The sequence below is a fragment of the Kitasatospora sp. NPDC032150 genome, assembly GCF_055579945.1.
Window position 1 is genome coordinate 205038 of the sequence record NZ_JBVIMH010000004.1, and the last position, 22407, is coordinate 227444.

Consider the following 22407-nt stretch of genomic DNA (forward strand, 5'->3'; position numbering starts at 1 on the left):
GCCCGTACGGTCCCGGGGAGGGAACCTCCAAGCGTCCCCGAGGCGTCTTGAGTGGTTCCTGCCGCCGCGTCGATCCAGGGGATGGCCGGGGGCGTCGAGCGGGTCTGGGAGACTGTTGTGCGATGACAACTGCGAACACGACCGGTCCGGCCCTTCTCACCGACGGGTTCCGGGTCGAGGCGACCATCGATCTGGCCGCCCTGCGCGGGAACCTGGCCTCGCTGCGGGAGCGCACCGGAGGGCCTGCGCTGATGGCGGTGGTCAAGGCGGATGCCTACGGCCACGGCGCGGTTCAGTGCGCCCGCGAGGCGGTCGCCGCAGGAGTGACCTGGCTGGGCACCGCCACGCCAGAGGAGGCGCTGGCGCTGCGCGCGGCCGGGATCGGCCCGGACCAGGCCCGGGTGCTGTGCTGGCTGTGGACGCCGGGCGGCCCCTGGGAGCAGGCGCTCCGCGCCGAGCTGGACGTCTCGGTGAGCGGCCAGTGGGCGATGGACGAGCTGCTGGCGGCGGTCCGGGCGACCGGCATCAGCGCCAGGGTGCACCTGAAGGCCGACACCGGCCTGGGCCGCAACGGCTGCCAGCCGCACGACTGGCCGGAACTGGTCGCCCGGGCGCGGCGGGCCGAGACCGAGGGCCTGCTGAAGGTGGTCGGCATCTGGTCGCACTTCGCGGCGGCGGACGAGCCGGGCCACCCGTCCATCCAGGCGCAGCTGGACGGCTTCGCCGCCGCCCTGGCACAGGCGGAGGGCGGCGGGCTGCGTCCGGAGGTACGGCACATCGCCAACTCCCCGGCGACCCTGCTGCTCCCGCAGTCGCACTACGACCTGGTCCGTACCGGCCTGGCCATGTACGGCGTCTCGCCGGTCCCCGAGGTCGGCTCGCCCGCCGACTTCGGGCTGCGTCCGGTGATGGCGCTGACCACCCGGCTGGCGCTGGTGAAGTCGGTGCCCGGCGGCCACGGGGTCAGCTACGGGCACCACTACACGACCCCCGGTGAGACCACCCTGGGCCTGGTCCCGGTCGGGTACGCCGACGGGATCCCACGCCACGCGAGCAGCGCAGGACCGGTGCTGGTGGGCGGCAAGTGGCGGACCGTCGCCGGCCGGGTCGCGATGGACCAGTTCGTCGTCGACCTGGGCGGTGACACGCCCGAGACCGGCGAGGAGGTGCTGCTGTTCGGGAACGGCGAGCGCGGCGAGCCGACCGCCGAGGACTGGGCGCTGGCCGCCGGCACCATCGCGTACGAGATCGTCACCCGGATCGGTTCCCGGGTGCCCCGCCGCTACCTGGGCGCCTCGTGGGGGCGGCAGCCGTGAGCGAGCCGACCGGCAGCAACCCGGTGACCGCCGTGGCGAAGGTCGCGAAGGCCGCCGAGTCGGCCTCGGCCGGGGTGAGCCGGGCCGGGCTGATCGGCATCTCGGTCGGTGTGGTCGCCGCCGGTGCCGCCGCCGGAGTGGCGATAGAGCGGCTGACGGTCGGCCGCACCATGCGTCGCCGGGCACGCCAGGAGTTGGACGCCGCCGCGCCGTACGGTTCGCTGCGCGGCCGCCCGCGCACGGTGCCCGCCCCGGACGGCACCGAGCTGTACGTGGAGCTGGACGGCACGGGCTGGCCGGCCCCCGTCCAGGTGCCCCCCGAGGACGGCCGGACCGGGCGCGGCTGGTTCACCCGCAGGCGCGGCGACGGCCAGGTCGACCGGACGGGCCTGCCCGGCGTGCTGGCGGGGTCGGGCACGCTGGCCGGGGCGGCGGGCCGCCGCAGCTTCGGGGCCACCCATGAGCCGCGGCCCCCGCTGACCGTGGTCTTCTGCCACGGCTACTGCCTCGCGCAGGACAGCTGGCACTTCCAGCGCGCCGCGCTGCGCGAGGGCATGCGGCTGGTCTTCTGGGACCAGCGCAGCCACGGCCGCTCCGAGCGCTCCCGGTCCTACCTGGCCGGGGAGAACGCCTCGATCGACCAGCTGGGCGGTGACCTCAAGGCCGTCATCGACGCGGTCGCCCCCGAGGGCCCGATCGTCCTGGTCGGCCACTCGATGGGCGGCATGACCGTGATGGCCCTCGCCGACCAGCACCCCGAACTGTTCCGCGAGCGGGTGGCCGCGGTCGCCCTGATCGGTACCCTGGCCGGCGACTGGGACTCCGTCACGCTCGGTCTGCCAGCGGCCGGGGCCAAGCTGCTGCGCCGCCTGGCCCCCGGAGTGGTGCGCCTGCTCGGCCGACAGGTCGAACTGGTGGAGGCCACCCGCCGCCTCGGCGCGGACCTGACCAGCGTGGTGTACCGCAGGTTCTCCTTCGGGACCAAGGACGTGGACCCGGCCGTGGTCCGGTTCTCCGAGCAGCTGCTGGACGCCACCCCGATCGACGTGGTCGCCGAGTTCTACCCGGCCTTCAGCGCCCACGAGAAGACCGCCGCGCTGGCCACCCTGCGCGGCATCCCGACCCTGGTGCTGGCCGGTACCAAGGATCTGCTCACGCCGCCCGAGCACAGCGAGGCGATCGCCCGCGAGCTGCCCGGGGCGGAGCTGGTGCTGGTCCAGGACGCCGGTCACCTGGTGATGCTGGAACGGCCCGAGCTGGTGGGCCGGCGGCTCGCCGCGCTGCTCGGGCAGGCCGTCGAGCACGTCGGCGCGGCGGCACTGCCGCAGTCCGTCCACGACCTCGCCGCGCTGGACGGCAGCCCCGAAGCCTGACCGCGGCCGGAGCCGACGGAGCCGGCCGGCCCCTACCGGCTCGACCCCGTCCGGACGGCTCCGACCCGGCCGGCCGAACGCGGCCGGCTTGACGCACGACCCACTCCCCGGAAGGAAACCGTGACCTTGATGGGCCCGCAGACCGCCATCACCGTTGCCTCGCCCGAGCGGATGAACCGGCTCGGCCGGGACCTCGCCTCCCTGCTCAGGGCGGGTGACCTGGTGCTGCTCTCCGGCGAGCTGGGTGCCGGGAAGACCACCCTGACCCGGGGGCTCGGCGAGGGCCTGGGGGTGCGGGGGGCGGTCACCTCGCCGACCTTCGTGATCGCCCGGGTGCACCCCTCGCTGACCGGTGGCCCCGCGCTGGTGCACGTGGACGCCTACCGGTTGGGCGGTGGTCTGGAGGAGATGGAGGACCTCGACCTGGACGTCTCGCTGCCCGAGTCGGTGGTCGTGGTCGAGTGGGGCGAGGGCAAGGTCGAGCAGCTGACGGAGGACCGGCTCGAAGTCCGGATCGAGCGGGCGATCGGCGGCGCGGCCGCGGCCGAGGACGACACGGACCCGCGCCAGGTGACGCTCACCGGCATCGGTGCGCGCTGGGCCGAGGTCGACCTCTCGGCGCTGGTGGCCTGAGGGCGCTCGCGGTCCGACCTGCCGGCCGCTGCTCCGGCGGCGCCGGCGGGCCGGGCGGTCCGCGTCGAATCGTCCTGGGACTGGGCCGTTCGGCGTAATCCGCCCGGGTCAACCACCGGAACGAGTGAAGCCCATCGCACGTCCGGGGGAGCTTTCCGACAAGGTGTCGGCAAAATGTTGCGGCCGGGTGGTCCGGCATGGTGGGATGGTCTCGCGGTTAGGTCTGCCTAACTAGGGAGGCGCCATGCAGAGCACCACCCCCGCCGCCGAGCCCGCCCCGCGCCCGCGGGACGAGGCGCCCCGACCCGCCGAGGGAGAGCGGGCGGTTCCGATGCGTGCCCTGCTCGCCGCCTGCGCGGCTGCCGCCGCCGTGTCGACCCCGCCCAAGCCCGGTGGCCGGCCGTCTGCCGCGCCACCGCGGGCCGCCTGAGCCGCGGCTTCTCCGCCTGCTTCGCCACGCCGGGGGTCGTGTCACTCCCGGCACGTTGCTGCCGCTGCCCGGAAGACGACTGCCCGGAAGACGACCGCGGCCAGGAAGCCCGGGTCCCGCCAACCGGGGCTCACGGGACGACGACGACCCGGGTGCCGCTCGGGGCGAAGTCCCACAGGATCTGCCCGTCGGCCCGGGCGGAGCGGATGCCGCCGGTCCTGGGCCTGGCCGGGTCGGCCTCGGAGGGCGCCGGGGCCGGGGAGGCGCTCGGGGCGTCGACAAGGGCGCTGAAGCCGAAGACCGTCCCGTTCTGCTGGGCGAACCGGACGACGTGTTCGACGCGGCGCCCGTCGGTGCCGGTGGTGGCCACCGTGCGGCTGTAGACGACGTAGTTGCCGACGGTCGGGTCGGCGCTGCCCGGGGTGACCTTGAAGGTGGCCTGTACCGGCGGGGTCTTCTTCGGGTCCACCAGCCAGACCGCGCGGCTGCCGAGCGAGTAGACCACCCGCCGGCCGGTTCCGGAGGCGACGGGCAGCAGGGGCGGGGCCTGGCTCTCGCCGGGGGAGGGGGCGGCCGTGGTACCGGTGGGGGTGCCGGCGCTCGTCGAGGGCTTCGCCGCGAGCGCCCGGCTCTGGGCGCCGTCCGCCTGGAAGGCCAGCAGTCCGACCACCGCCAGGGCGCCGACGGTCAGGCCGGTGACCACCACTCCAGGACGCGTGCTCGCCACGTGCGCTCCGATCGCCGCCTTGTGCTGTCCGAGCCCATCGTGCCAGGTCCGCCGGGCCGGGCAGGCTCGATCCGGACGTGTGTTCCGAACCAGTACGAAATGTCGACCCGGGCGACCCTCTAACCTTGACTCCGTGCTGCTGCTCGCGTTCGACACCGCAACCCCCGCCGTCACCGCCGCCGTCCACGACGGCACGGCCGTCCTCGCCGAGACCTTCCAGGTCGATGCCAGACGGCACGGTGAGCTGCTGCTTCCCGCCGTGGACGAGGTGCTGGGCGCCGCAGGCGTCGACAAGCACCAGCTGACCGCCATCGCGGTGGGCGTCGGCCCGGGCCCGTACACCGGCCTGCGGGTCGGCCTGGTCACCGCCGCCGCGCTGGGCCACGCGCTCGGCCTGCCCGTGTACGGCGTCTGCACCCTGGACGCCGTCGCCCACCAGGCCCGCGCCGAGGGGCTTACCGGGCCGTTCACGGTCGCCACCGACGCGCGGCGCAAGGAGGTCTACTGGGCCTCCTACGACGCCTCCGGCGCCCGTACCCAGGGCCCGGCCGTGGACCGCCCGGCCGAGCTGACCCCCGAGGCCCGTTCGGTCGGCGCCGGTGCGCTGCTCTACCCCGAGGCATTCCCCGGCGCGCACGGGCCCGAGCACGTCTCGGCCGGTGCGCTCGCCGACTTCGCCGTCACCGAGCTGGCCGCCGGACGCGAGCTGCTGCCGAACGCCCCGCTCTACCTGCGTCGCCCGGACGCCCAGGTGCCCGCGGGCTACAAGGCGGTGCTCCCCGCGTGATGAGTGAGCGCACCGAGCTCGCGGCGGGACACCGCGGTGCGGTGGCCCTGAGGCCGATGCGCTGGTGGGACATCGGGCCGGTGATGGAGCTCGAACTCCGGCTCTTCCCCGACGACGCCTGGTCGCACGGCATGTTCTGGTCCGAGCTGGCCGAGGCCCGCCCCGGCGGCAGCCGCCACTACACCGTCGCCACCACCCCGGACGGTGCCGTGGTCGGCTACGCGGGGCTGATGACGGTGGCCGGCGAGGGCGACGTCCAGACCATCGCGGTCGAGCCGGGTCACCAGGGCGCGGGCCTCGGTGCCGCGCTGCTGACCGACCTGGTCGCCGAGGCCGCCCGGCGCGGCTGCGCCGAGCTGCTCCTGGAGGTGCGGGTGGACAACCTGCGCGCCCAGCACCTCTACGAGCGCTTCGGTTTCGAACCGGTCGGCGTCCGGCGCGGCTACTACCAGCCCGCCAACGTGGACGCGCTGGTCATGCGGCTCGACCACCCGAGGGAGGACGCCCCGCAGCGGGACGTCCCCCGGTACGACAAGAAGCCCAGTACGACGTGAAGCAGTACGACGTGAAGGAACCCGATCATGGCTGACGAACCGCTCGTCCTCGGTATCGAGACCTCCTGCGACGAGACCGGCGTCGGCATCGTCCGGGGCACCACCCTGCTGGCCGACGCGGTCGCCTCCAGCGTCAACGACCACGCCCGGTTCGGCGGTGTGGTGCCTGAGATCGCCAGCCGCGCGCACCTGGAGGCGATGATCCCGACCATCCAGCGCGCCCTGGACACCGCCGGGATCAAGGCGTCCGACCTGGACGGCATCGCCGTCACCGCGGGTCCCGGCCTGGCCGGCGCGCTGCTGGTCGGGGTGAGCGCCGCGAAGGCGTACGCCTGGGCGCTGGACAAGCCGCTGTACGGGGTCAACCACCTCGCCTCGCACATCTGCGTGGACCAGCTGGAGCACGGTCGGCTGCCGCAGCCCACGATGGCGCTGCTGGTCTCCGGCGGGCACTCCTCGCTGCTGCTCAGCGAGGACATCACCACCGACGTCCGCCCGCTCGGCGCGACCATCGACGACGCGGCGGGCGAGGCCTTCGACAAGGTCGCACGGGTGCTGGGCCTGGGCTTCCCCGGCGGCCCGGTGGTGGACCGCAGGGCCCGCGAGGGCGACCCGAAGGCGATCGCCTTCCCGCGTGGCCTCAGCGGCGCCAAGGACCCGGAGTACGACTTCTCCTTCTCCGGCCTGAAGACCGCCGTGGCCCGCTGGGTGGAAGCCAAGCGCCGGGCGGGGGAGGAGGTGCCGGTCGCCGATGTCGCCGCGTCCTTCCAGGAGGCCGTCACGGATGTGCTCACCCGCAAGGCGATCAAGGCGTGCAAGGCCAACGGCGTCGACCATCTGATGATCGGCGGCGGCGTGGCGGCCAACTCCCGGTTGCGCGAGATGGCCCAGCAGCGCTGCGACGAGGCGGGCATCGTGCTGCGGGTGCCGCGCCCGGGCCTGTGCACCGACAACGGCGCGATGGTCGCCGCGCTCGGCGCCGAGATGGTCTGGCGGAACCGGGAGCCGTCCGCCTTCGACCTGTCGGCGGACTCCTCGCTGCCGGTCACCGAGGTCTCCGTACCGGCGGTCGGGCACGGCGACCTGCACTCCGCCGCGCACGAGGCGCTGAAGGGATGACCCTCGCGCAGATGTGGGAGGCCCGCGCGGCCGGGGGCCGGGGCGGCGAACTGCACCGCTGGGTGCACGAGGCCGCCCTGCCCGCGCTGCGCGGCAGCGCCGGGCTCGTCCGTACCGAGGTGTTCACCGCCGCCGGGGACCGGGTGCTGCTGATCACCTGGTGGACGGCCGAACCCGTCCCGGTCCCCGACCCGCCGGCCGAGCTGTTGGCCCGTCCGGCCCACCGCTGGAGTTTCACCAGCAACCACGTGGAATAGCGTGGCGTCCCGTCAAGTGTTCGAAGAACGACGACGGGAAGCGCGGCGCGGTGAAGAACTACAGGATGTACGCGGCCGGGGCGGCGGTGCTCATATCGACGCTGACCGCCTGCGGCAGCAGCGGGGGCGGCACGAGCGCGGCGTCCCAGGCCCCGGCGGCCCCCTCGGTGCAGGCCTCCGCCTCCCCGCAGGCCGCGGCCTCCTCGGCAGCGCCGCAGGCGGATGCCGCGGCCTGGGCGAAGTGGAAGCTCAAGCCGCTGCCCGAGGCGCCCGCCGCCCCGGCCGACAAGCCGATCAAGCTGACCGCCAAGGGTCAGGTCCCGGTCTTCAGCGAGGTCCCGACCAAGGACAAGATCGTCTTCATCACCATCGACGACGGCGCCGAGAAGGACCCCAAGTTCGTCGAGATGCTGACCGACCTCAAGGTCCCGGTCACGATGTTCCTGACCAAGGACATCATCAAGAACGACTACGGCTACTTCAAGCCGCTGCAGGCCCTTGGCAACCACATCCAGAACCACACCGTGGACCACCCGCAGATGAGCAAGATCTCGCCGGCCAGGCAGAAGTCCGAGGTCTGCGAGGACCAGGCGACGCTCACCGAGCAGTACGGCAAGGCCCCGCTGCTCTTCCGCCCGCCGTTCGGGGACGGCGCGCACACCGCGGCGCTGAACACCGCGGTCCAGGAGTGCGGCCCGCGCGCGGTGGTGCTCTGGCAGGAGTCGATGCAGGTCCACGACATGCAGTACCAGACCGGCGACAAGAAGCTGAAGCCCGGCGACATCATCCTGGCGCACTTCCGCGGCCCCTCCGAGCTGCACGGCGAGACCATGACCGAGATGTTCGGCGAGCTGCTCAGCCGGATCCAGGAGCAGGGCTTCGCCGCCGCCCGGCTTGAGGACTACATCCAGGCGCCCGCCGGCTGAGTTCAGGCACCCACCGGCCGGGCCGCCGTCACCGGCCTGGCCAGCATCATCAGCGGACCGTGGTCGGTGCGGCTGAGGATCACCGTCAGCTCGTTCGGGCCACTGGGCTTGAGCTGGCGGCGCAGCTCCTCCGGGGTGATGCCGATGCCGCGCTTCTTGATCACCACGGTGCCGACCCCACGCTCGCGCAGCAGCGCCTTCAGCTTCTTCACGTTGAACGGCAGCACGTCGCTGATCTCGTAGGCGTGCGCGTAGGGGGTCGGCACCAGCCGGTCCGAGGTCACGTACGCGATCATCGGGTCGATCAGCCGCCCGTCCACCTGCCCGGCCACCTCGGCGACCAGGTGGGACCGGATCACCGCGCCGTCCGGCTCGTACAGGTAGCGGCCCACCGGACCGGCCCCGGGGTCGGGCAGGTGGCCGCCGGTCAGCGTGTGGGGGCCGGGCAGCAGGGTCGCGCGGTGCGGCTGTCCGGCCCGGGTGCCGAACCAGAGCGCGGCCTCCTTCACCTCGCCGTGGTCGGAGACCCACTCGGCCTCGGCGTCGTCGGGGACCAGCTCGTGCGGGATGCCCGGCGCGACCTTGAGCGCTCCGAACGGCGTACGGCGGGCGGCCTCGATCGCCCAGGAGAGCGGCGGTGAGTACGCCTCGGGGTCGAACACCCGGCCGCGCGAGGTGCGCCGCGCCGGGTCGGTGAAGACCGCGTCGTACCCGGTCACGTCCACCTCGGTGACGTCCGCGCAGCGCACCTCGATCAGCTCGGCCAGGCCCAGCGCGGCGGCGTTCGCCTCGGCGACCGCGCAGGTCAGCGGGGAGCGGTCGACCGCCAGCACGGAGATCCCCAGCCGGGCCAGCGCGATGGCGTCGCCGCCGATCCCGCAGCACAGGTCGGCCAGCCGGCGCACCCCCAGCTCGGCGAAGCGCCGCGCGCGCCACTCGGCCACGCTGCGGCGGGTCGCCTGCTCGACCCCGTCGGGCGTGAAGTACAGCCGGTCCGCCAGATCGCCGAACTTCGCCCTGGCCCGCTGCCGCAGCTGCGCCTGGGCGAGCGCTGCCGACACCAGCTCGGCCGGGTGCCCGCGGCGCAGCCGGGTGGCCACCGCGAGTTCCTCGCCGGCCTTGAAGTCACGCAGCTCGGCCAGCAGCGCCTGGCCCTCGTCGGTCAGCAGGGCCTGGAACGATTCGATCTCCACGGGGCCATTCTCCCCGCTCGGCACGGACCGGCCGGTCGTCCCGCCGACCCGGGGCGGGGCCGCGCCGCTCCCCGGGGGCGGATCGCGTCGGGCGCCGGCGCGGCTCACGGTGCTCCGGCGGCCGGTGATTCGAGCACGAGTGCGACTGATCGGCCGCTTCGAACGGGTTCCACGGAACACCGAGCCACGCCGTTGGCACTCTGGTTGACTGAGTGCTAACGGCCCCCTATGGTCGTTCCTGGCACTCCCCACCAGGAGAGTGCTAACGCGATCGAGCGTGTCTGACCCCCGCGACGGCAGGCCCGCAGGCATCGCCACCAACCTGTAGGACTACCCCGTAATCTCCGAAGGGGAGCTCGGACGTGACCACCGTCAGCAGCAAGGTTGCCATCAAGCCGCTCGAGGACCGCATCGTGGTCCAGCCGCTCGAGGCCGAGACCACCACGGCCTCCGGCCTGGTTATCCCGGACACCGCCAAGGAGAAGCCCCAGGAGGGCGTCGTCCTGGCCGTCGGTCCGGGCCGCTTCGAGGACGGCCAGCGTCTCCCGCTCGACGTGAAGGTCGGTGACGTCGTCCTGTACTCGAAGTACGGCGGCACCGAGGTCAAGTACAACAACGAGGAGTACCTCGTCCTGTCGGCCCGCGACGTCCTCGCGATCGTCGAGAAGTAAGTCGTAGCGACCCGCCCCGGATCCGTGTCGGAACAGACACAGGAGCCCGGGGCGCGGTTGTTGGCTCACGTACGCAGAAACCCCGAGGGAACGGAACCATGGCGAAGATCCTGCAGTTCGACGAGGACGCCCGCCGCTCGCTGGAGCGCGGTGTCAACAAGCTGGCCGACACCGTCAAGGTGACCATCGGCCCCAAGGGCCGCAACGTCGTCATCGACAAGAAGTTCGGCGCTCCGACCATCACCAACGACGGTGTGACCATCGCCCGCGAGGTCGAGCTGGACGACCCGTACGAGAACCTCGGCGCCCAGCTGGTGAAGGAGGTCGCCACCAAGACCAACGACGTCGCCGGTGACGGCACCACCACCGCCACCGTGCTGGCCCAGGCCCTGGTCAACGAGGGTCTGCGCAACGTCGCCGCCGGTGCCGGCCCGGCCGCCCTGAAGAAGGGCATCGACAAGGCCGTCGCCGCCGTTTCCGAGCACCTGCTCTCCGTCGCCCGCGAGATCGAGGGCAAGGACGACGTCGCCGCCGTCGCCTCGCTCTCCGCCCAGGACACCCAGGTCGGCGAGCTGATCGCCGAGGCGATCGACAAGGTCGGCAAGGACGGTGTCATCACCGTCGAGGAGTCGAACACCTTCGGCGTGGAGCTGGACTTCACCGAGGGCATGCAGTTCGACAAGGGCTACCTCTCGCCGTACTTCGTCACCGACGCAGAGCGTCAGGAGGCGGTCCTGGAGGACCCGTACATCCTGATCAACCAGAGCAAGATCTCCTCCATCCAGGAGCTGCTCCCGCTGCTCGAGAAGATCCTGCAGGGCGGTGCCTCCAAGCCGCTGCTGATCATCGCCGAGGACGTGGACGGCGAGGCGCTCTCCACCCTCGTGGTGAACAAGATCCGTGGCACCTTCAACGCCGTGGCCGTCAAGGCCCCGGGCTTCGGTGACCGCCGCAAGGCGATCCTCGGCGACCTGGCCGTCCTGACCGGCGCCACCGTCATCTCCGAGGAGGTCGGCCTCAAGCTCGAGCAGGCCGGTCTGGACGTGCTGGGCAGCGCCCGCCGCGTGACCATCACCAAGGACGAGACCACCGTCGTCGACGGTGCCGGCGACGCCGAGGCCGTCGCGGGCCGGGTCGCCCAGATCAAGGCCGAGATCGCCGTCACCGACTCGGACTGGGACCGCGAGAAGCTGCAGGAGCGCCTGGCCAAGCTGGCCGGCGGCGTCTGCGTCATCAAGGTCGGCGCTGCCACCGAGGTGGAGCTCAAGGAGCGCAAGCACCGCCTGGAGGACGCCATCTCGGCGACCCGCGCCGCGGTCGAGGAGGGCATCGTCGCCGGTGGTGGCGCCTCCCTGGTCCACGCCGCCAAGGTGCTCGAGGACGGCCTGGGCCTGACCGGCGACGAGGCGACCGGTGTCGCCGTCGTCCGCCGCGCGCTGGTCGAGCCGCTGCGCTGGATCGCCCAGAACGCCGGCCTGGAGGGCTACGTCATCACCTCCAAGGTTGCCGAGCTGGAGGCCGGCCAGGGCTACAACGCCGCCACCGGTGAGTACGGCGACCTGGTCAAGGCCGGCGTCATCGACCCGGTCAAGGTCACCCGCTCCGCCCTGGAGAACGCCGCCTCCATCGCCTCCCTGCTGCTCACCACCGAGACCCTCGTGGTGGAGAAGAAGGTCGAGGAGGAGGCTGCCGGTCACTCGCACGGCGGCCACGGTCACGCCCACTGACACTCGCTGCCGGTGACCGGAGGTCCGGCCCGTACCCTGTGGGGTGCGAGCCGGACCTCCGGCGTTTCCCGGCCGGTGCGGGGGACGGCCTCCCGGCCCGTGCGAGCGGCGCTTCGCAGGCCGGGCCCGTCGCACCGCGGATGCCGGTGCGCTACGCCGGCCGAGGTGCGCCGCGCATGCCCGCACGCTGAGGGCCTGGGAGCGCCGAAACCCCGCTGGCTATCAGTAGAATTTTGAAATAGCCAAAGTCTGCCTTATAACTAAGGCATGATCGAGGCCCGCCATCTGCGTGTCCTGCGCGCTGTCGCCAAGACCGGCTCCTTCTCCGCCGCAGCCCGCGAACTAGGCTGCACCCAGCCCGCCGTGAGCCAGCAGATGAAGGCACTGGAGAAGTCCGTCGCCACCCCGCTGGTGGTCCGCTCGGGCCGGGGCATGCAGCTGAGCGAGGCGGGGCAGGTGCTGCTCAAACACGCCACCGGCATCCTGGCGGGCCTCTGCGCGGCCGAGGAAGAGGTGGCGGCGATCGCCGGCCTGAGGGCCGGCCGGGTGCGGCTGGTCTCCTTCCCGACGGCCTCCTCCACCCTGGTCCCGCCGGCGGTGGCCCGGCTGCGGGGCACGCACCCGGGGGTGCGGGTGTCCCTGGTCGAGGCCGAGCCGCCGGAGGCGCTGGCGATGCTGCGCGGCGGCGAGTGCGAGATCGCGCTGGCCTTCCGCTACCCGGAGTCCCAGGGCGGGATCTTCCCGGCCGGTGCGCACGCCACGCCGCGCGAGGCCCGCGCCGAGGCGGCCCTGGAGGCGGCCGCCGCGCTGGCCGCCAACGACTGGTCCGATCTGGTGGTCCGGCGGCTGCTGGACGATCCGCTGGTCGGGCTGCTTCCGGAGGGGCACCCGTTGGCCGGGCGGGACGAGGGCAAGCCGGTGGACCTGGCCGAGCTGGCGGCCGAGCAGTGGATCGCGGGCTGCCCGCAGTGCCGGGGGCATCTGGTGGAGCTCTGCGCCGCCGCAGGCTTTGAGCCCCGGATCGACTTCGCCACCGACGACTACCCGGCGGTGGTCGGCCTGGTCGCGGCCGGTCTCGGGGTGGCGGTACTGCCGGGTCTCGCGCTGCGCTCGGTGCGGCAGGCGGGCGTCGCGGCGGTGCCGGTACGGGCGGCGGGTGGTGAGGCGGCGGCCCGCCAGGTGGTGGCGCTGACCCTGCCGGACCTCGCCGAGGTGCCGGCCGTCGCGCTGATGCTGGACCAGCTCTCGGCCTCCCTGTACCAGCTCTCGGGTGCCGGGCTCGCCGGCTGACCGTTGCTCCGTACGGGTGAGTAGGGCAGGGCCGGGGCACACGGAAGCCTCGTGAAGAAACGTTTCTTCACGAGGTATCGGAATGTCAGTGACCTGCCGCCGTGGGCATGCTGAGCGGTACCTGGACCTCGGCCAGCCGGTTGCGGGAGCGGCCCATCAGCTCCTCGCGCTCGTCCTCGGTCAGGCCGCCCCAGACGCCGTAGGGCTCGCGTACGGCCAGTGCGTGTGCCGCGCACTCTGCCCTCACCGGGCACCGCATGCAGACCTCCTTGGCGCTCGCCTCACGCGAGCTTCGCGCGGCCCCGCGCTCACCCTCCGGGTGAAAGAAGAGCGAACTGTCCACGCCGCGGCAGGCGGCGGAGAGCTGCCAGTCCCAGAGGTCTGCGTTGGGGCCGGGGAGGCGGGAGAAATCTGCCATGGCTCATTCCCTTCGAGGGTTCGACGCCGGGAGACTCGTCGGCTCGGCGAGGTCGCGACAGGACCGGTATGGACACCTGGAAATATGACTTACGGCAGCTACTGGGACAAGTCACCCACAGAGTTACGTAACAGTCAATGACCGTACGGAAGCTATAAAAACGGACAAATTCGGGCATGGTGTTTGGCAGTGCCACTGCGGCAACCGGGTGGCATCGGGGGGCGTGGGCGGGCCGCACGGTGCGCGCGTGGTGCGCGGACCGCGCGCAAGCAGCACAAAAGTGCGGCGTGTGCACCGCGAGGTGGCTGATCCGTAATGGGTTGGCCACGTACAGTGGTGGAGAAGGCTCCGAAGGCCGTAACTCATTCGAGTGACGGTCGTTGGTTGTGCGGAGGCGGTTAGCGGGCGCCGGGCGTCGGGAACGGTCGCGGGACATCCACGATCCAGACGAAGTCCGTCGCCGATCGGCCGTGTCGGAGAGAGTTCGAACCAGCCAGGAGGCTCAACGTGACGCGGATCAGCTGCGGAGGACGGTCATGACATCCGTACTCGTCTGCGACGATTCCCCCCTCGCCCGGGAGGCGCTTCGCCGCGCGGTGGCGACGGTGCCCGGCGTCGACCGGGTGACCACTGCGACCAATGGTGAGGAGGTACTCCGCCGCTGGGTGGCCGACCGCTCCGATCTCGTTCTGATGGACGTCCGGATGCCGGGCCTGGGCGGTGTGGAGACCGTCCGGCGGCTGCTGTCGGCGGACCCGGGCGCCCGCATCATCATGCTCACCGTCGCCGAGGACCTGGACGGCGTCGCCCTCGCGGTGGCCGCCGGCGCCCGGGGCTATCTGCACAAGGACGCCTCGCGCGCCGAACTGCGGGCCACCGTCACCCAGGCGCTGGCCGACCCGACCTGGCGGCTCGCCCCGCGCCGGCTGCGCAGTCCCGACATGGGTGCGGCGCCCACCCTGACGGCACGTGAGATCCAGGTGCTCGAAGGCATGAGCCACGGGCGCAGCAACGCGGAGATCGGCCGGGAGCTGTTCCTGTCCGAGGACACCGTCAAAACCCATGCCAGGCGCCTGTTCAAGAAGCTGGGCGCGTCGGACCGCGCGCACGCGGTGGCCCTCGGTTTCCGCTGGGGTCTGGTCCGCTGAGAGAGGGCTGCCCGGCCGTTTCGATCGCTCAGACGTATGACGTTGTGGTCCCGAGGCTGCACCATGGAGTTGTGGAGCACCTCGGGGACCGGCGGACAGAAACTGCGGCGAAGAGTGCGGCCGCAGGAGGCTCGGCGATCGGAACGGGACAAGGCATCTCCGGGCCGGCAGTGGCTTCGGAGGGCGGGGCGGGAGGCGGCGCGGTGCGCACGGCGGCGACGCACGGTGGTGCGGTGCATAACGTTCCGATGCACAACTCCGGACGCGGTGCCGCGTTTTCCGGTTCGACCAGGCACCATGGACCGATGTACGACGACGAGGCTCGGTCCGACGAGCACCCGCGCGGTGCTCCCATCGCGGATCAGGCGGATCGGTCGTACCCGGAGGAGGGCGAGGTGCGTCCCCCGGTGCTCGGTGCCGGGGGCTCGGCGCAGCTCGCCGGGCTGGTGGCGGCCGCCGTGCGCGGCGAGGGTCCCGCGATCGACGCGCTGCTCGCCTACGTCCATCCGCTCGCCCTGCGCTACTGCCGGGGCCGGCTGGTCCGGCTGCCCGGCGGTGCCCGGCACCATGTGGACGACGTGGCCCAGGAGGTCTGCGTCGCGGTGCTCTGCGCGCTGCCGCGCTACAAGGACGAGGGCCGTCCCTTCGAGGCGTTCGTGTACGGGATCGCCGCGCACAAGATCGCGGACCTGCAGCGGGCTGCCATGCGCGGCCCCGGCTCCACCGTGATCCCGCCCGACGACCTGCCCGAGCTCCCGGACGAGGCGCTCGGCCCGGAGGAGCGGGCGCTGCTCAGCAGCGACGCCGCCTGGGCCAAGGAACTGCTCTCCAACCTGCCCGCCAGGCAGCGCGAACTCGTGTTGCTGCGGGTGGCCGCCGGGCTGTCGGCGGAGGAGACCGGCGAGGTGCTCGGGATGTCCCCGGGCGCCGTCCGGGTCGCCCAGCACCGGGCGCTGAGCCGGCTGCGGGCGCTGGCGGAAGAGTCCTCGTAGTTCGGGTGCTGTCAAGGGGCGCGTTCCATTACCCCGGACACCAGTACCATGGGGTATCGGCGCCTGGTCGGGTTGCCCAAAGTTTCGTGGGTGTGCGCGGGGTCCTCTCGGAGGATCCTCCAAACGCCGAAGCGTTCTGGTGGCCTGGGCCCTGCGCTGGTGCGCGCGGGTGGATGAGGCCGGTTCTCTCGGCCGCTCCTCCGCCCAGCTGAGAGCGACGCGCCCGGAACCCCTCACCGGACGTGATTCAGATCGACGGCCCCGCCACGGAAGGTCCCCTCACATGTCTTACAACGCCGCAGGCGTACCCGAGAAGTTCGCCATGCTCGGGCTCACGTACGACGACGTCCTGCTGCTGCCCGGGGCCTCCGAGGTGCTGCCGAACCAGGTCGACACCTCCTCGCGGGTCTCCCGCAACGTCAGGCTGAACATCCCGCTGCTCTCGGCGGCCATGGACAAGGTCACCGAGTCCCGGATGGCCATCGCGATGGCCCGCCAGGGCGGCGTCGGCGTGCTGCACCGCAACCTGTCCGTGGAGGACCAGGTCAGCCAGGTCGACCTGGTGAAGCGTTCCGAGTCCGGCATGGTCGCCGACCCGATCACGGTCGGCCCGGAGGCCACCCTGGCCGAGGCGGACGCGCTCTGCGCCAAGTTCCGGATCAGCGGTGTGCCGGTCGCCGACCCCGAGGGCAAGCTGCTCGGCATCGTCACCAACCGCGACATGGCCTTCGAGACGGACCGCAGCCGGCAGGTCCGCGAGATCATGACCCCGATGCCGCTGATCACCGGCAAGGTCGGCATCTCCGGCGAGGAGGCCATCGGCCTGCTCCGTCGCCACAAGATCGAGAAGCTGCCGCTGGTCGACGACGAGGGCCGGATCAAGGGCCTGATCACCGTCAAGGACTTCGTCAAGGCCGAGCAGTACCCCAACGCCGCCAAGGACGCCGAGGGCCGGCTGCTGGTCGGTGCCGCCGTCGGCGCTTCCGCAGAGGCGTTCGACCGCGCCCAGGCCCTGGTCGGCGCCGGTGTCGACTTCCTGGTCGTGGACACCTCGCACGGCCACAGCCACAACGCGCTGGCCTGGATCGCCAAGATCAAGGCGGCCGTGAACGTGGACGTCATCGGCGGCAACGTCGCCACCCGGGACGGTGCCCAGGCGCTGATCGACGCCGGCGTGGACGGTGTGAAGGTCGGCGTGGGCCCGGGCTCGATCTGCACCACCCGGGTGGTGGCCGGCGTCGGCGTGCCGCAGGTGACCGCGATCTACGAGGCCGCGCAGGCCTGCCAGGACGCCGGCGTGCCGATCATCGGCGACGGTGGCCTGCAGTACTCGGGCGACATCGGCAAGGCGCTCTGCGCCGGTGCCGACACCGTGATGCTCGGCTCGCTGCTGGCCGGCTGCGAGGAGTCGCCGGGTGAGCTGCTGTTCATCAACGGCAAGCAGTTCAAGTCGTACCGCGGCATGGGCTCGCTGGGCGCCATGCAGTCGCGCGGCCAGGGCCGCTCGTACTCCAAGGACCGGTACTTCCAGGCCGAGGTGGCCTCGGACGACAAGCTCGTGCCCGAGGGCATCGAGGGCCAGGTGCCCTACCGCGGGCCGCTGGGCGCGGTGCTGCACCAGCTGGTCGGCGGGCTGCGGCAGACCATGGGCTACGTGGGTGCGGCCACCATCCAGGAGATGCAGACCAAGGGCCGCTTCGTCCGGATCACCTCGGCTGGTCTCAAGGAGAGCCACCCGCACGACATCCAGATGACCGTCGAGGCGCCCAACTACAACAGCCGCTGAGCGGTGGCCCGGCACTGAGTCGACGCCGAAGGCCCGCTGCCGTCCGTGAGGGACGGCGGCGGGCCTTCGGTTTGCGGCCGGGAAGCCGGTCGAGCGGGCCCGGCGTCCCCGGACGGGCGGTCCGCCGCCACCGGGGCCTGCACCGAGCGCCCAGGGATGCCGGTGCGGGATACTGGGGTGCGGTCGGGGTGACCCGGCGCGAGTTAAGCAAGCAGCAGAAGGGCTCGAAGTGACTGAGATCGAGATCGGGCGAGGCAAGCGCGGGCGCCGGGCGTACTCCTTCGACGACATCGCCGTCGTCCCCAGCCGTCGCACCCGGGACCCGAAGGAGGTCTCGATCGCCTGGCAGATCGACGCCTACCGCTTCGAGCTGCCGTTCCTGGCAGCCCCGATGGACAGCGTGGTCTCGCCCGCGCAGGCCATCGCGATCGGCCAGCTCGGCGGTCTCGGAGTGCTGAACCTCGAAGGCCTGTGGACCCGGTACGAGGACCCGCAGCCGCTGCTGGACGAGATCGCCGCGATCGAGGACGAGGCCGCCGCGACCCGGCGCCTGCAGGAGGTCTACGCGGCCCCGATCCAGGCCGACCTGATCGGCAAGCGGATCAAGGAGGTGCGCGAGTCCGGTGTGGTGACCGCTGCCGCGCTCTCGCCGCAGCGCACCGCCGAGTTCTCCAAGGCCGTCGTGGACGCCGGTGTGGACGTCTTCGTGATCCGCGGCACCACGGTCTCGGCCGAGCACGTCTCGGGCGCCGCCGAGCCGCTGAACCTGAAGCAGTTCATCTACGAGCTGGACGTCCCGGTGATCGTCGGCGGCTGCGCCACCTACACCGCCGCGCTGCACCTGATGCGGACCGGCGCGGCCGGTGTGCTGGTCGGCTTCGGCGGCGGTGCCGCGCACACCACCCGCGGCGTCCTGGGCATCCAGGTCCCGATGGCGACCGCCGTGGCCGACGTGGCCGCCGCCCGCCGCGACTACATGGACGAGTCCGGCGGCCGCTACGTGCACGTCATCGCGGACGGCGGCGTCGGCTACAGCGGCGACATCGCCAAGGCCGTCGCCTGCGGCGCTGACGCGGTGATGATCGGTGCCGCGCTGGCCCGCGCCACCGACGCCCCGGGCAAGGGATTCCACTGGGGCATGGAGGCCGTCCACGCCGAGCTGCCGCGCGGCAAGCGGGTGGACCTGGGCACGGTCGGCACCACCCAGGAGATCCTCACCGGCCCGTCGCACACCTCCGACGGCACCATGAACCTCTTCGGCGCGCTGCGCCGTGCGATGGCCACCACCGGCTACTCGGAGCTCAAGGAGTTCCAGCGGGTCGAGGTCACCGTCAACCCGGCGCTCAACCACCGGTAAGCGCCGGCGCCGCGGCGCTGACGGACCGTAGGAACGCGGCAGGGCCCCCGCTTCGGCGGGGGCCCTGCCGCGTTCCGGTGTGTGGTGATCCCGGTGTACTCGCCGGGAGATTCGGTGAAGGCTGCGGCCGGCGGCGAAAGCAATGAGCGGGTCCGCGGCCATTTCTGATGGCCGGTCGAGCACGTAGCATCGTCCTACCGGCCGGAACCCGACGATCAGACCCGGGGCGGGTGGTGAGGCGCGCCCGGGACAGGGGATGATGGAGGCTTGGCGTTCGGAGCCCCGCCGCCGGGCGCAGTCCACGGCCCCGGCCGGTCTGCCCACGGCTCCTGCCGACGCGCCGTCATCCCGAACGCCGCCGCACAAGGGGGAAGAGGCACCAATGACCCAGCCGCAGGGTTCCACCGGACGTCTCCTCGCCGGCCGCTACCGGCTGAACGAGGTGCTCGGCCGGGGCGGGATGGGCACCGTGTGGCGGGCCGAGGACGAACTGCTCGGCCGGATCGTCGCCGTCAAGGAACTGCGCATGCAGGGCGGTACGGATGAGGAGGAGAAGCACCGTCTGATCGTCCGTACGCTGCGCGAGGCCAAGGCGACCGCGCGGATCAGGCACACCGCCGCCGTCACCGTCTTCGACGTGGTCGAGGAGGACGAGCGGCCGTGGATCGTGATGGAACTGGTCGAGTCGCGCTCACTGGCCGAGGTCATCAAGGAGGACGGCACGCTGAGCCCGGCCCGCGCCGCCGAGATCGCGCTCGAGGTGCTGGGCGTGCTCGGCGCGGCGCACAGCCAGGGCATCCTGCACCGTGACGTCAAGCCGTCGAACGTCCTGATCGGCGAGGACGGCCGGGTCGTGCTCACCGACTTCGGCATAGCCAGCGTCGAGGGCGACGTCTCGATCACCTCCACCGGCATGCTGGTGGGCGCGCCCTCGTACATCTCGCCCGAGCGGGCGCGCGGGCAGAAGCCCGGACCGCCCGCCGATCTCTGGTCGCTCGGCGGCACGCTGTACGCGATGATCGAGGGCAAGCCGCCGTACGACCGGGGGGCGGCACTGGCCACCCTCACCGCGGTGATGACCGAGTCGCTGCCGAAGTCGGAGAAGGCCGGGCCGCTGCAGCCCGTCATCGAGGGCCTGCTGGAGAAGGACCCGGCCAAGCGGCTGGACGCCTCCACCACCCGCTCGATGCTCAAGCGGATCGTCGCCGACGCGACCGCCGAGGCGGAGTCCACCACCCAGCGGGCCGTGCCCGCCCCCGCCGCCGACGTGTCGGCGGCCGCGCCGAAGAAGTCGGCCAAGGCCGCCGCGAAGGCGGAGCAGGCCGCGGCCGGGGCGGAGCAGGCCGGCTCGAAGTCCGAGCAGGCCGCCAAGGCGGAGCAGCCGGAGGAGGCCGAGGCCCCCAGGCGCGGCGTGAGCGGGCTGCTGGGGACGGTCCGGGTCGGCAGCCGGGCGGCGGAGCAGCCCGCGGCGGCGCCCATACCCGCGCCCGCGCCCGCGCCGATCAGCGGATTCGAGACCACGATGGTGCCCTCGGGGACGAGGCCGCAGGCCGGGGTGCCCGGGCTGATCCGCCGCCCGGCGGTGCTCGCGGGGGCCGCGCTGGTGGTCGTCCTGGTGGTGGTCGCGGTGCTGTTCGTGGTGCTGCGGGGGAAGGGCCACGGCAGCGCGAGCGCGAGCTCCGGGAACGCCGGTGTCCAGCGCGCGTCCGCGTCCGCCGCGCCGACCGCCGCCGGGGCCGCCGCCCCGGCGCCCGCCGCCGGCTTCAGCGGCTCCGCCACTGCCTCCGCCGCTGCCTCCGCCAGTGTCTCCGCCAGTGCCTCGGACTCGCCCGGCAGCGCACCCGCGTCGTCCTCGCCCGGCCCGTCCACCGGCGGCTCCCAGGTCCCGGAGGGGTTCTACCGGTACCAGGACGGCTCGGGCTTCTCCATCGTCCTGCCGGACTGGCTGAAGGACCAGGGGCCGGACTACCACGACACCAGCCGCAAGTTCACCGGCAACGGCGTGAAGCTGGTGGTGGACTGGAAGACTCCGCCCGGCAAGAGCGCGCTCGCGGACTGGCAGGAGGGCGACAAGAGCAGCACTATGAGCAACTACCACCGCATCCGGGTCGAGCAGATCACCTACCGGCAGTGGACCAACGCCGCCGACTGGGAGTGGACCAGCAGCAGCAACCCCGTGCTGCACTCGCTCAACCGGGGTCTCGTCACCGGCAAGTACGGCTACGCGCTCTACTGGATCACCCCGGACGCCGACTGGAACTCGACCGCCAACGCGCAGGCCAGGCAGGTCGGGTTCGACACCTTCCAGCCCGCGTCCTGAGGCGTCCTGCAACCGGTGGCGGCGGCCGGCCGTCCTTGACGGCGACGGGAGGGACGAGCGGCCCGACCTGATTCCCAGTCCAGCGAGGAAGGCCCATGCGAGCGGCTCTTGGCCAAGTGGTGGCCGGACGGTACCGGTTGACGGACCATCCGGACGGCCGCGGCATGCTCGCGCAGGACCAGCAGACCGGTGACCAGGTGCTGCTGTACGCGCTCGACCTGCCCGGGTTGCTGGTGCCCGGGCGGGCGGCGGCCGGTCCGGACCCCGCGCACGGCGAGCGGATCGCCCGGCGGGCGGCGGCCGCGGCCGAGTGCGCGCCGGAGCACCCGAGGCTGCTGCGGCCCGTCGAGGCCGTGGCGGAGGAGGATCTGCTCTGGGTGGCCGAGGAGTGTCCGCCGGGCCACTCGCTGGCCGCTCTCGCCGGTGCGGGGCCGCTCCCGCCGTACCGGGCCGCGGAGATCGCCGCCGACCTGGCGGCCGGGCTGCACGAGCTGCACCGGGCCGGGCTGGCACACGGAAACGTTTCGCCGGAGAGCGTGGTGGTCTGCGAGGACGGCGCCGCGCTGCTCGGCGGCCTGCTGCTCGGGGCCGCCGAGGAGGAGCTGTGCGCGGCCCTGGGAGGCCCCGGCGACGCCGCGCCGACCCCGCTGCAGGCCAGACGGATCCTGGACGCCAGATCCCTGCTGCTGGGCCCCAGGGCCGAGCGCTGGGCGCTGGAGACCGGCCCCGCCGCGGACTGCTGGGCGCTGGGCGTCCTGCTGCACCGGCTGCTGACCGGCCGCGCCCCGTACCCGGAGGACGACCTGCCCACCCTGCTGGCCGCGATCCGGGCCGGGCACCCGGGGCCGATGGACGGCTGCGGGCCGCTGGCGCCGCTGGTCGAGCGGCTGCTGCGGTCCGAGGCGGCCGCCCGGCCCGGGATCGCGGAGGTCCGGCGGGAGCTGGCCGCGCTGATCGGCGCGGCTCCGGAGCCGTACGGGCCGCGGCCGCAGGGTGCGCAGGAGCTGCCGGTGCGCCGTCCGCGCGGGCCGCTGGTGCGCCACCCGAACGGTCCGGCCATCCGGCGGAGCAGACCGGAGCGGGTGGTGGCACGCCGGCCGTCGGCCCTGCCGCCCGCGCTGCTCGGGCCGCTGCTGGTGGCCGGGGTGCTGGTGTTGCTGGTGGTGGCACTGATGCTGGTGGTTTCGCTGGCGGGCTGAGCGGCTCGTGGGCATGCGTACCGCCCGACGGGGCGGTACGGGACGACGTGAGGTCTAGGTCACACCCGGGTCAGCCGGCCGGGTCGGAATTCCGGGCGCGGAGTCAGGCGCCTAACCTGTGCATGGAAGTTGTCCTATCGGTGAGTCAACGGTGCACCGGAACCACCTCCGTCAAGGTGACGGT

At 72.8% G+C, this 22407-nt stretch carries 21 protein-coding genes; 18 read left to right on the forward strand and 3 right to left on the reverse strand.

What is annotated here, in order from left to right; all coding sequences use genetic code 11:
• Positions 1–122: 122 nt before the first annotated feature.
• The 4 genes from alr (at position 123) to ACZ5ON_RS07245 (ending at position 3752) form a co-directional block, all read left to right on the forward strand.
• Complete coding sequence (alr, locus tag ACZ5ON_RS07230) at positions 123–1316, forward strand: alanine racemase (protein ID WP_465586587.1); 1194 nt, start codon at positions 123–125, stop codon at positions 1314–1316.
• Positions 1313–2689: an alpha/beta fold hydrolase gene (locus ACZ5ON_RS07235; protein WP_465586589.1), complete on the forward strand. Its 1377-nt coding sequence runs from the start codon at positions 1313–1315 to the stop codon at positions 2687–2689. The genes alr and ACZ5ON_RS07235 overlap by 4 nt, the downstream gene beginning before the upstream one ends.
• Before the next feature lie 129 nt (positions 2690–2818).
• A complete protein-coding gene (gene tsaE / locus ACZ5ON_RS07240) occupies positions 2819–3322 on the forward strand; it encodes a tRNA (adenosine(37)-N6)-threonylcarbamoyltransferase complex ATPase subunit type 1 TsaE (RefSeq protein WP_465586592.1) in 504 nt (167 codons plus the stop codon).
• Between the two features lie 244 nt (positions 3323–3566).
• On the forward strand, positions 3567–3752 hold the full coding sequence (locus ACZ5ON_RS07245; RefSeq protein WP_465586596.1) for a hypothetical protein: 186 nt from the start codon (positions 3567–3569) through the stop codon (positions 3750–3752).
• Between the two features lie 130 nt (positions 3753–3882).
• Here the strand turns inward: ACZ5ON_RS07245 and ACZ5ON_RS07250 are convergent, their stop codons facing one another.
• On the reverse strand, positions 3883–4479 hold the full coding sequence (locus ACZ5ON_RS07250) for a hypothetical protein (protein ID WP_465586599.1): 597 nt from the start codon (positions 4477–4479) through the stop codon (positions 3883–3885).
• 133 nt (positions 4480–4612) lie between these two features.
• Between ACZ5ON_RS07250 and tsaB the strand changes: the two genes are divergently transcribed.
• Genes tsaB through ACZ5ON_RS07275 form a run of 5 tightly spaced genes read left to right on the forward strand, consistent with a single transcriptional unit; the run spans position 4613 to position 8122 of the window.
• Positions 4613–5266, forward strand: coding sequence for a tRNA (adenosine(37)-N6)-threonylcarbamoyltransferase complex dimerization subunit type 1 TsaB (tsaB, locus tag ACZ5ON_RS07255; protein ID WP_465586602.1), 654 nt, complete (start codon positions 4613–4615; stop codon positions 5264–5266).
• Positions 5266–5820, forward strand: a complete 555-nt coding sequence (gene rimI / locus ACZ5ON_RS07260; protein WP_465586607.1) for a ribosomal protein S18-alanine N-acetyltransferase — start codon at positions 5266–5268, stop codon at positions 5818–5820. Before tsaB ends, rimI begins: the two co-directional genes overlap by 1 nt.
• A gap of 27 nt (positions 5821–5847) precedes the next feature.
• Positions 5848–6939, forward strand: a complete 1092-nt coding sequence (tsaD, locus tag ACZ5ON_RS07265; RefSeq protein WP_465586610.1) for a tRNA (adenosine(37)-N6)-threonylcarbamoyltransferase complex transferase subunit TsaD — start codon at positions 5848–5850, stop codon at positions 6937–6939.
• The gene (locus ACZ5ON_RS07270; RefSeq protein ID WP_465586613.1) at positions 6936–7196 is read left to right on the forward strand and encodes a hypothetical protein; all 261 of its coding nucleotides are present in this window, start codon (positions 6936–6938) and stop codon (positions 7194–7196) included. The genes tsaD and ACZ5ON_RS07270 overlap by 4 nt, the downstream gene beginning before the upstream one ends.
• Before the next feature lie 50 nt (positions 7197–7246).
• Complete coding sequence (locus ACZ5ON_RS07275; protein ID WP_465586616.1) at positions 7247–8122, forward strand: polysaccharide deacetylase family protein; 876 nt, start codon at positions 7247–7249, stop codon at positions 8120–8122.
• A gap of 2 nt (positions 8123–8124) precedes the next feature.
• Here ACZ5ON_RS07275 and ACZ5ON_RS07280 read toward each other — a convergent pair whose 3' ends face one another.
• Positions 8125–9315 (reverse strand): class I SAM-dependent methyltransferase, encoded by a 1191-nt coding sequence (locus ACZ5ON_RS07280; protein ID WP_465586619.1) that lies wholly within the window; start codon positions 9313–9315, stop codon positions 8125–8127.
• 362 nt (positions 9316–9677) lie between these two features.
• On the opposite strand from ACZ5ON_RS07280, the gene groES reads away from it, so the two are divergent.
• The 3 genes from groES (at position 9678) to ACZ5ON_RS07295 (ending at position 13003) form a co-directional block, all read left to right on the forward strand.
• Complete coding sequence (gene groES / locus ACZ5ON_RS07285) at positions 9678–9986, forward strand: co-chaperone GroES (protein ID WP_344634781.1); 309 nt, start codon at positions 9678–9680, stop codon at positions 9984–9986.
• Positions 9987–10084: 98 nt separating this feature from the next.
• Entirely contained in the window at positions 10085–11713 is a 1629-nt protein-coding gene (gene groL / locus ACZ5ON_RS07290) for a chaperonin GroEL (protein ID WP_465586623.1), read from the forward strand.
• A 267-nt stretch (positions 11714–11980) separates the two neighbouring features.
• Positions 11981–13003, forward strand: coding sequence for a LysR family transcriptional regulator (locus ACZ5ON_RS07295; protein WP_465586629.1), 1023 nt, complete (start codon positions 11981–11983; stop codon positions 13001–13003).
• Between the two features lie 85 nt (positions 13004–13088).
• On the opposite strand, the gene ACZ5ON_RS07300 is transcribed toward ACZ5ON_RS07295, so the two are convergent.
• Positions 13089–13421, reverse strand: coding sequence for a WhiB family transcriptional regulator (locus tag ACZ5ON_RS07300; RefSeq protein ID WP_465586632.1), 333 nt, complete (start codon positions 13419–13421; stop codon positions 13089–13091).
• Between the two features lie 536 nt (positions 13422–13957).
• On the opposite strand from ACZ5ON_RS07300, the gene ACZ5ON_RS07305 reads away from it, so the two are divergent.
• From ACZ5ON_RS07305 to ACZ5ON_RS07330, 6 genes are all read left to right on the forward strand, one after another.
• Complete coding sequence (locus ACZ5ON_RS07305; protein WP_014136228.1) at positions 13958–14569, forward strand: response regulator transcription factor; 612 nt, start codon at positions 13958–13960, stop codon at positions 14567–14569.
• A gap of 305 nt (positions 14570–14874) precedes the next feature.
• Positions 14875–15561 carry an RNA polymerase sigma factor ShbA gene (gene shbA, locus ACZ5ON_RS07310; protein WP_465586635.1) on the forward strand — a complete coding sequence of 229 codons (687 nt, stop codon included), beginning with the start codon at positions 14875–14877 and terminating at the stop codon, positions 15559–15561.
• A gap of 283 nt (positions 15562–15844) precedes the next feature.
• The gene (gene guaB / locus ACZ5ON_RS07315) at positions 15845–17347 is read left to right on the forward strand and encodes an IMP dehydrogenase (RefSeq protein WP_465586638.1); all 1503 of its coding nucleotides are present in this window, start codon (positions 15845–15847) and stop codon (positions 17345–17347) included.
• Between the two features lie 229 nt (positions 17348–17576).
• Entirely contained in the window at positions 17577–18704 is a 1128-nt protein-coding gene (locus ACZ5ON_RS07320) for a GuaB3 family IMP dehydrogenase-related protein (RefSeq protein WP_344634775.1), read from the forward strand.
• A gap of 382 nt (positions 18705–19086) precedes the next feature.
• The gene (locus ACZ5ON_RS07325; protein WP_465586641.1) at positions 19087–21024 is read left to right on the forward strand and encodes a serine/threonine-protein kinase; all 1938 of its coding nucleotides are present in this window, start codon (positions 19087–19089) and stop codon (positions 21022–21024) included.
• A 95-nt stretch (positions 21025–21119) separates the two neighbouring features.
• Positions 21120–22223, forward strand: a complete 1104-nt coding sequence (locus ACZ5ON_RS07330; protein ID WP_465586646.1) for a protein kinase family protein — start codon at positions 21120–21122, stop codon at positions 22221–22223.
• Positions 22224–22407 lie beyond the last annotated feature (184 nt).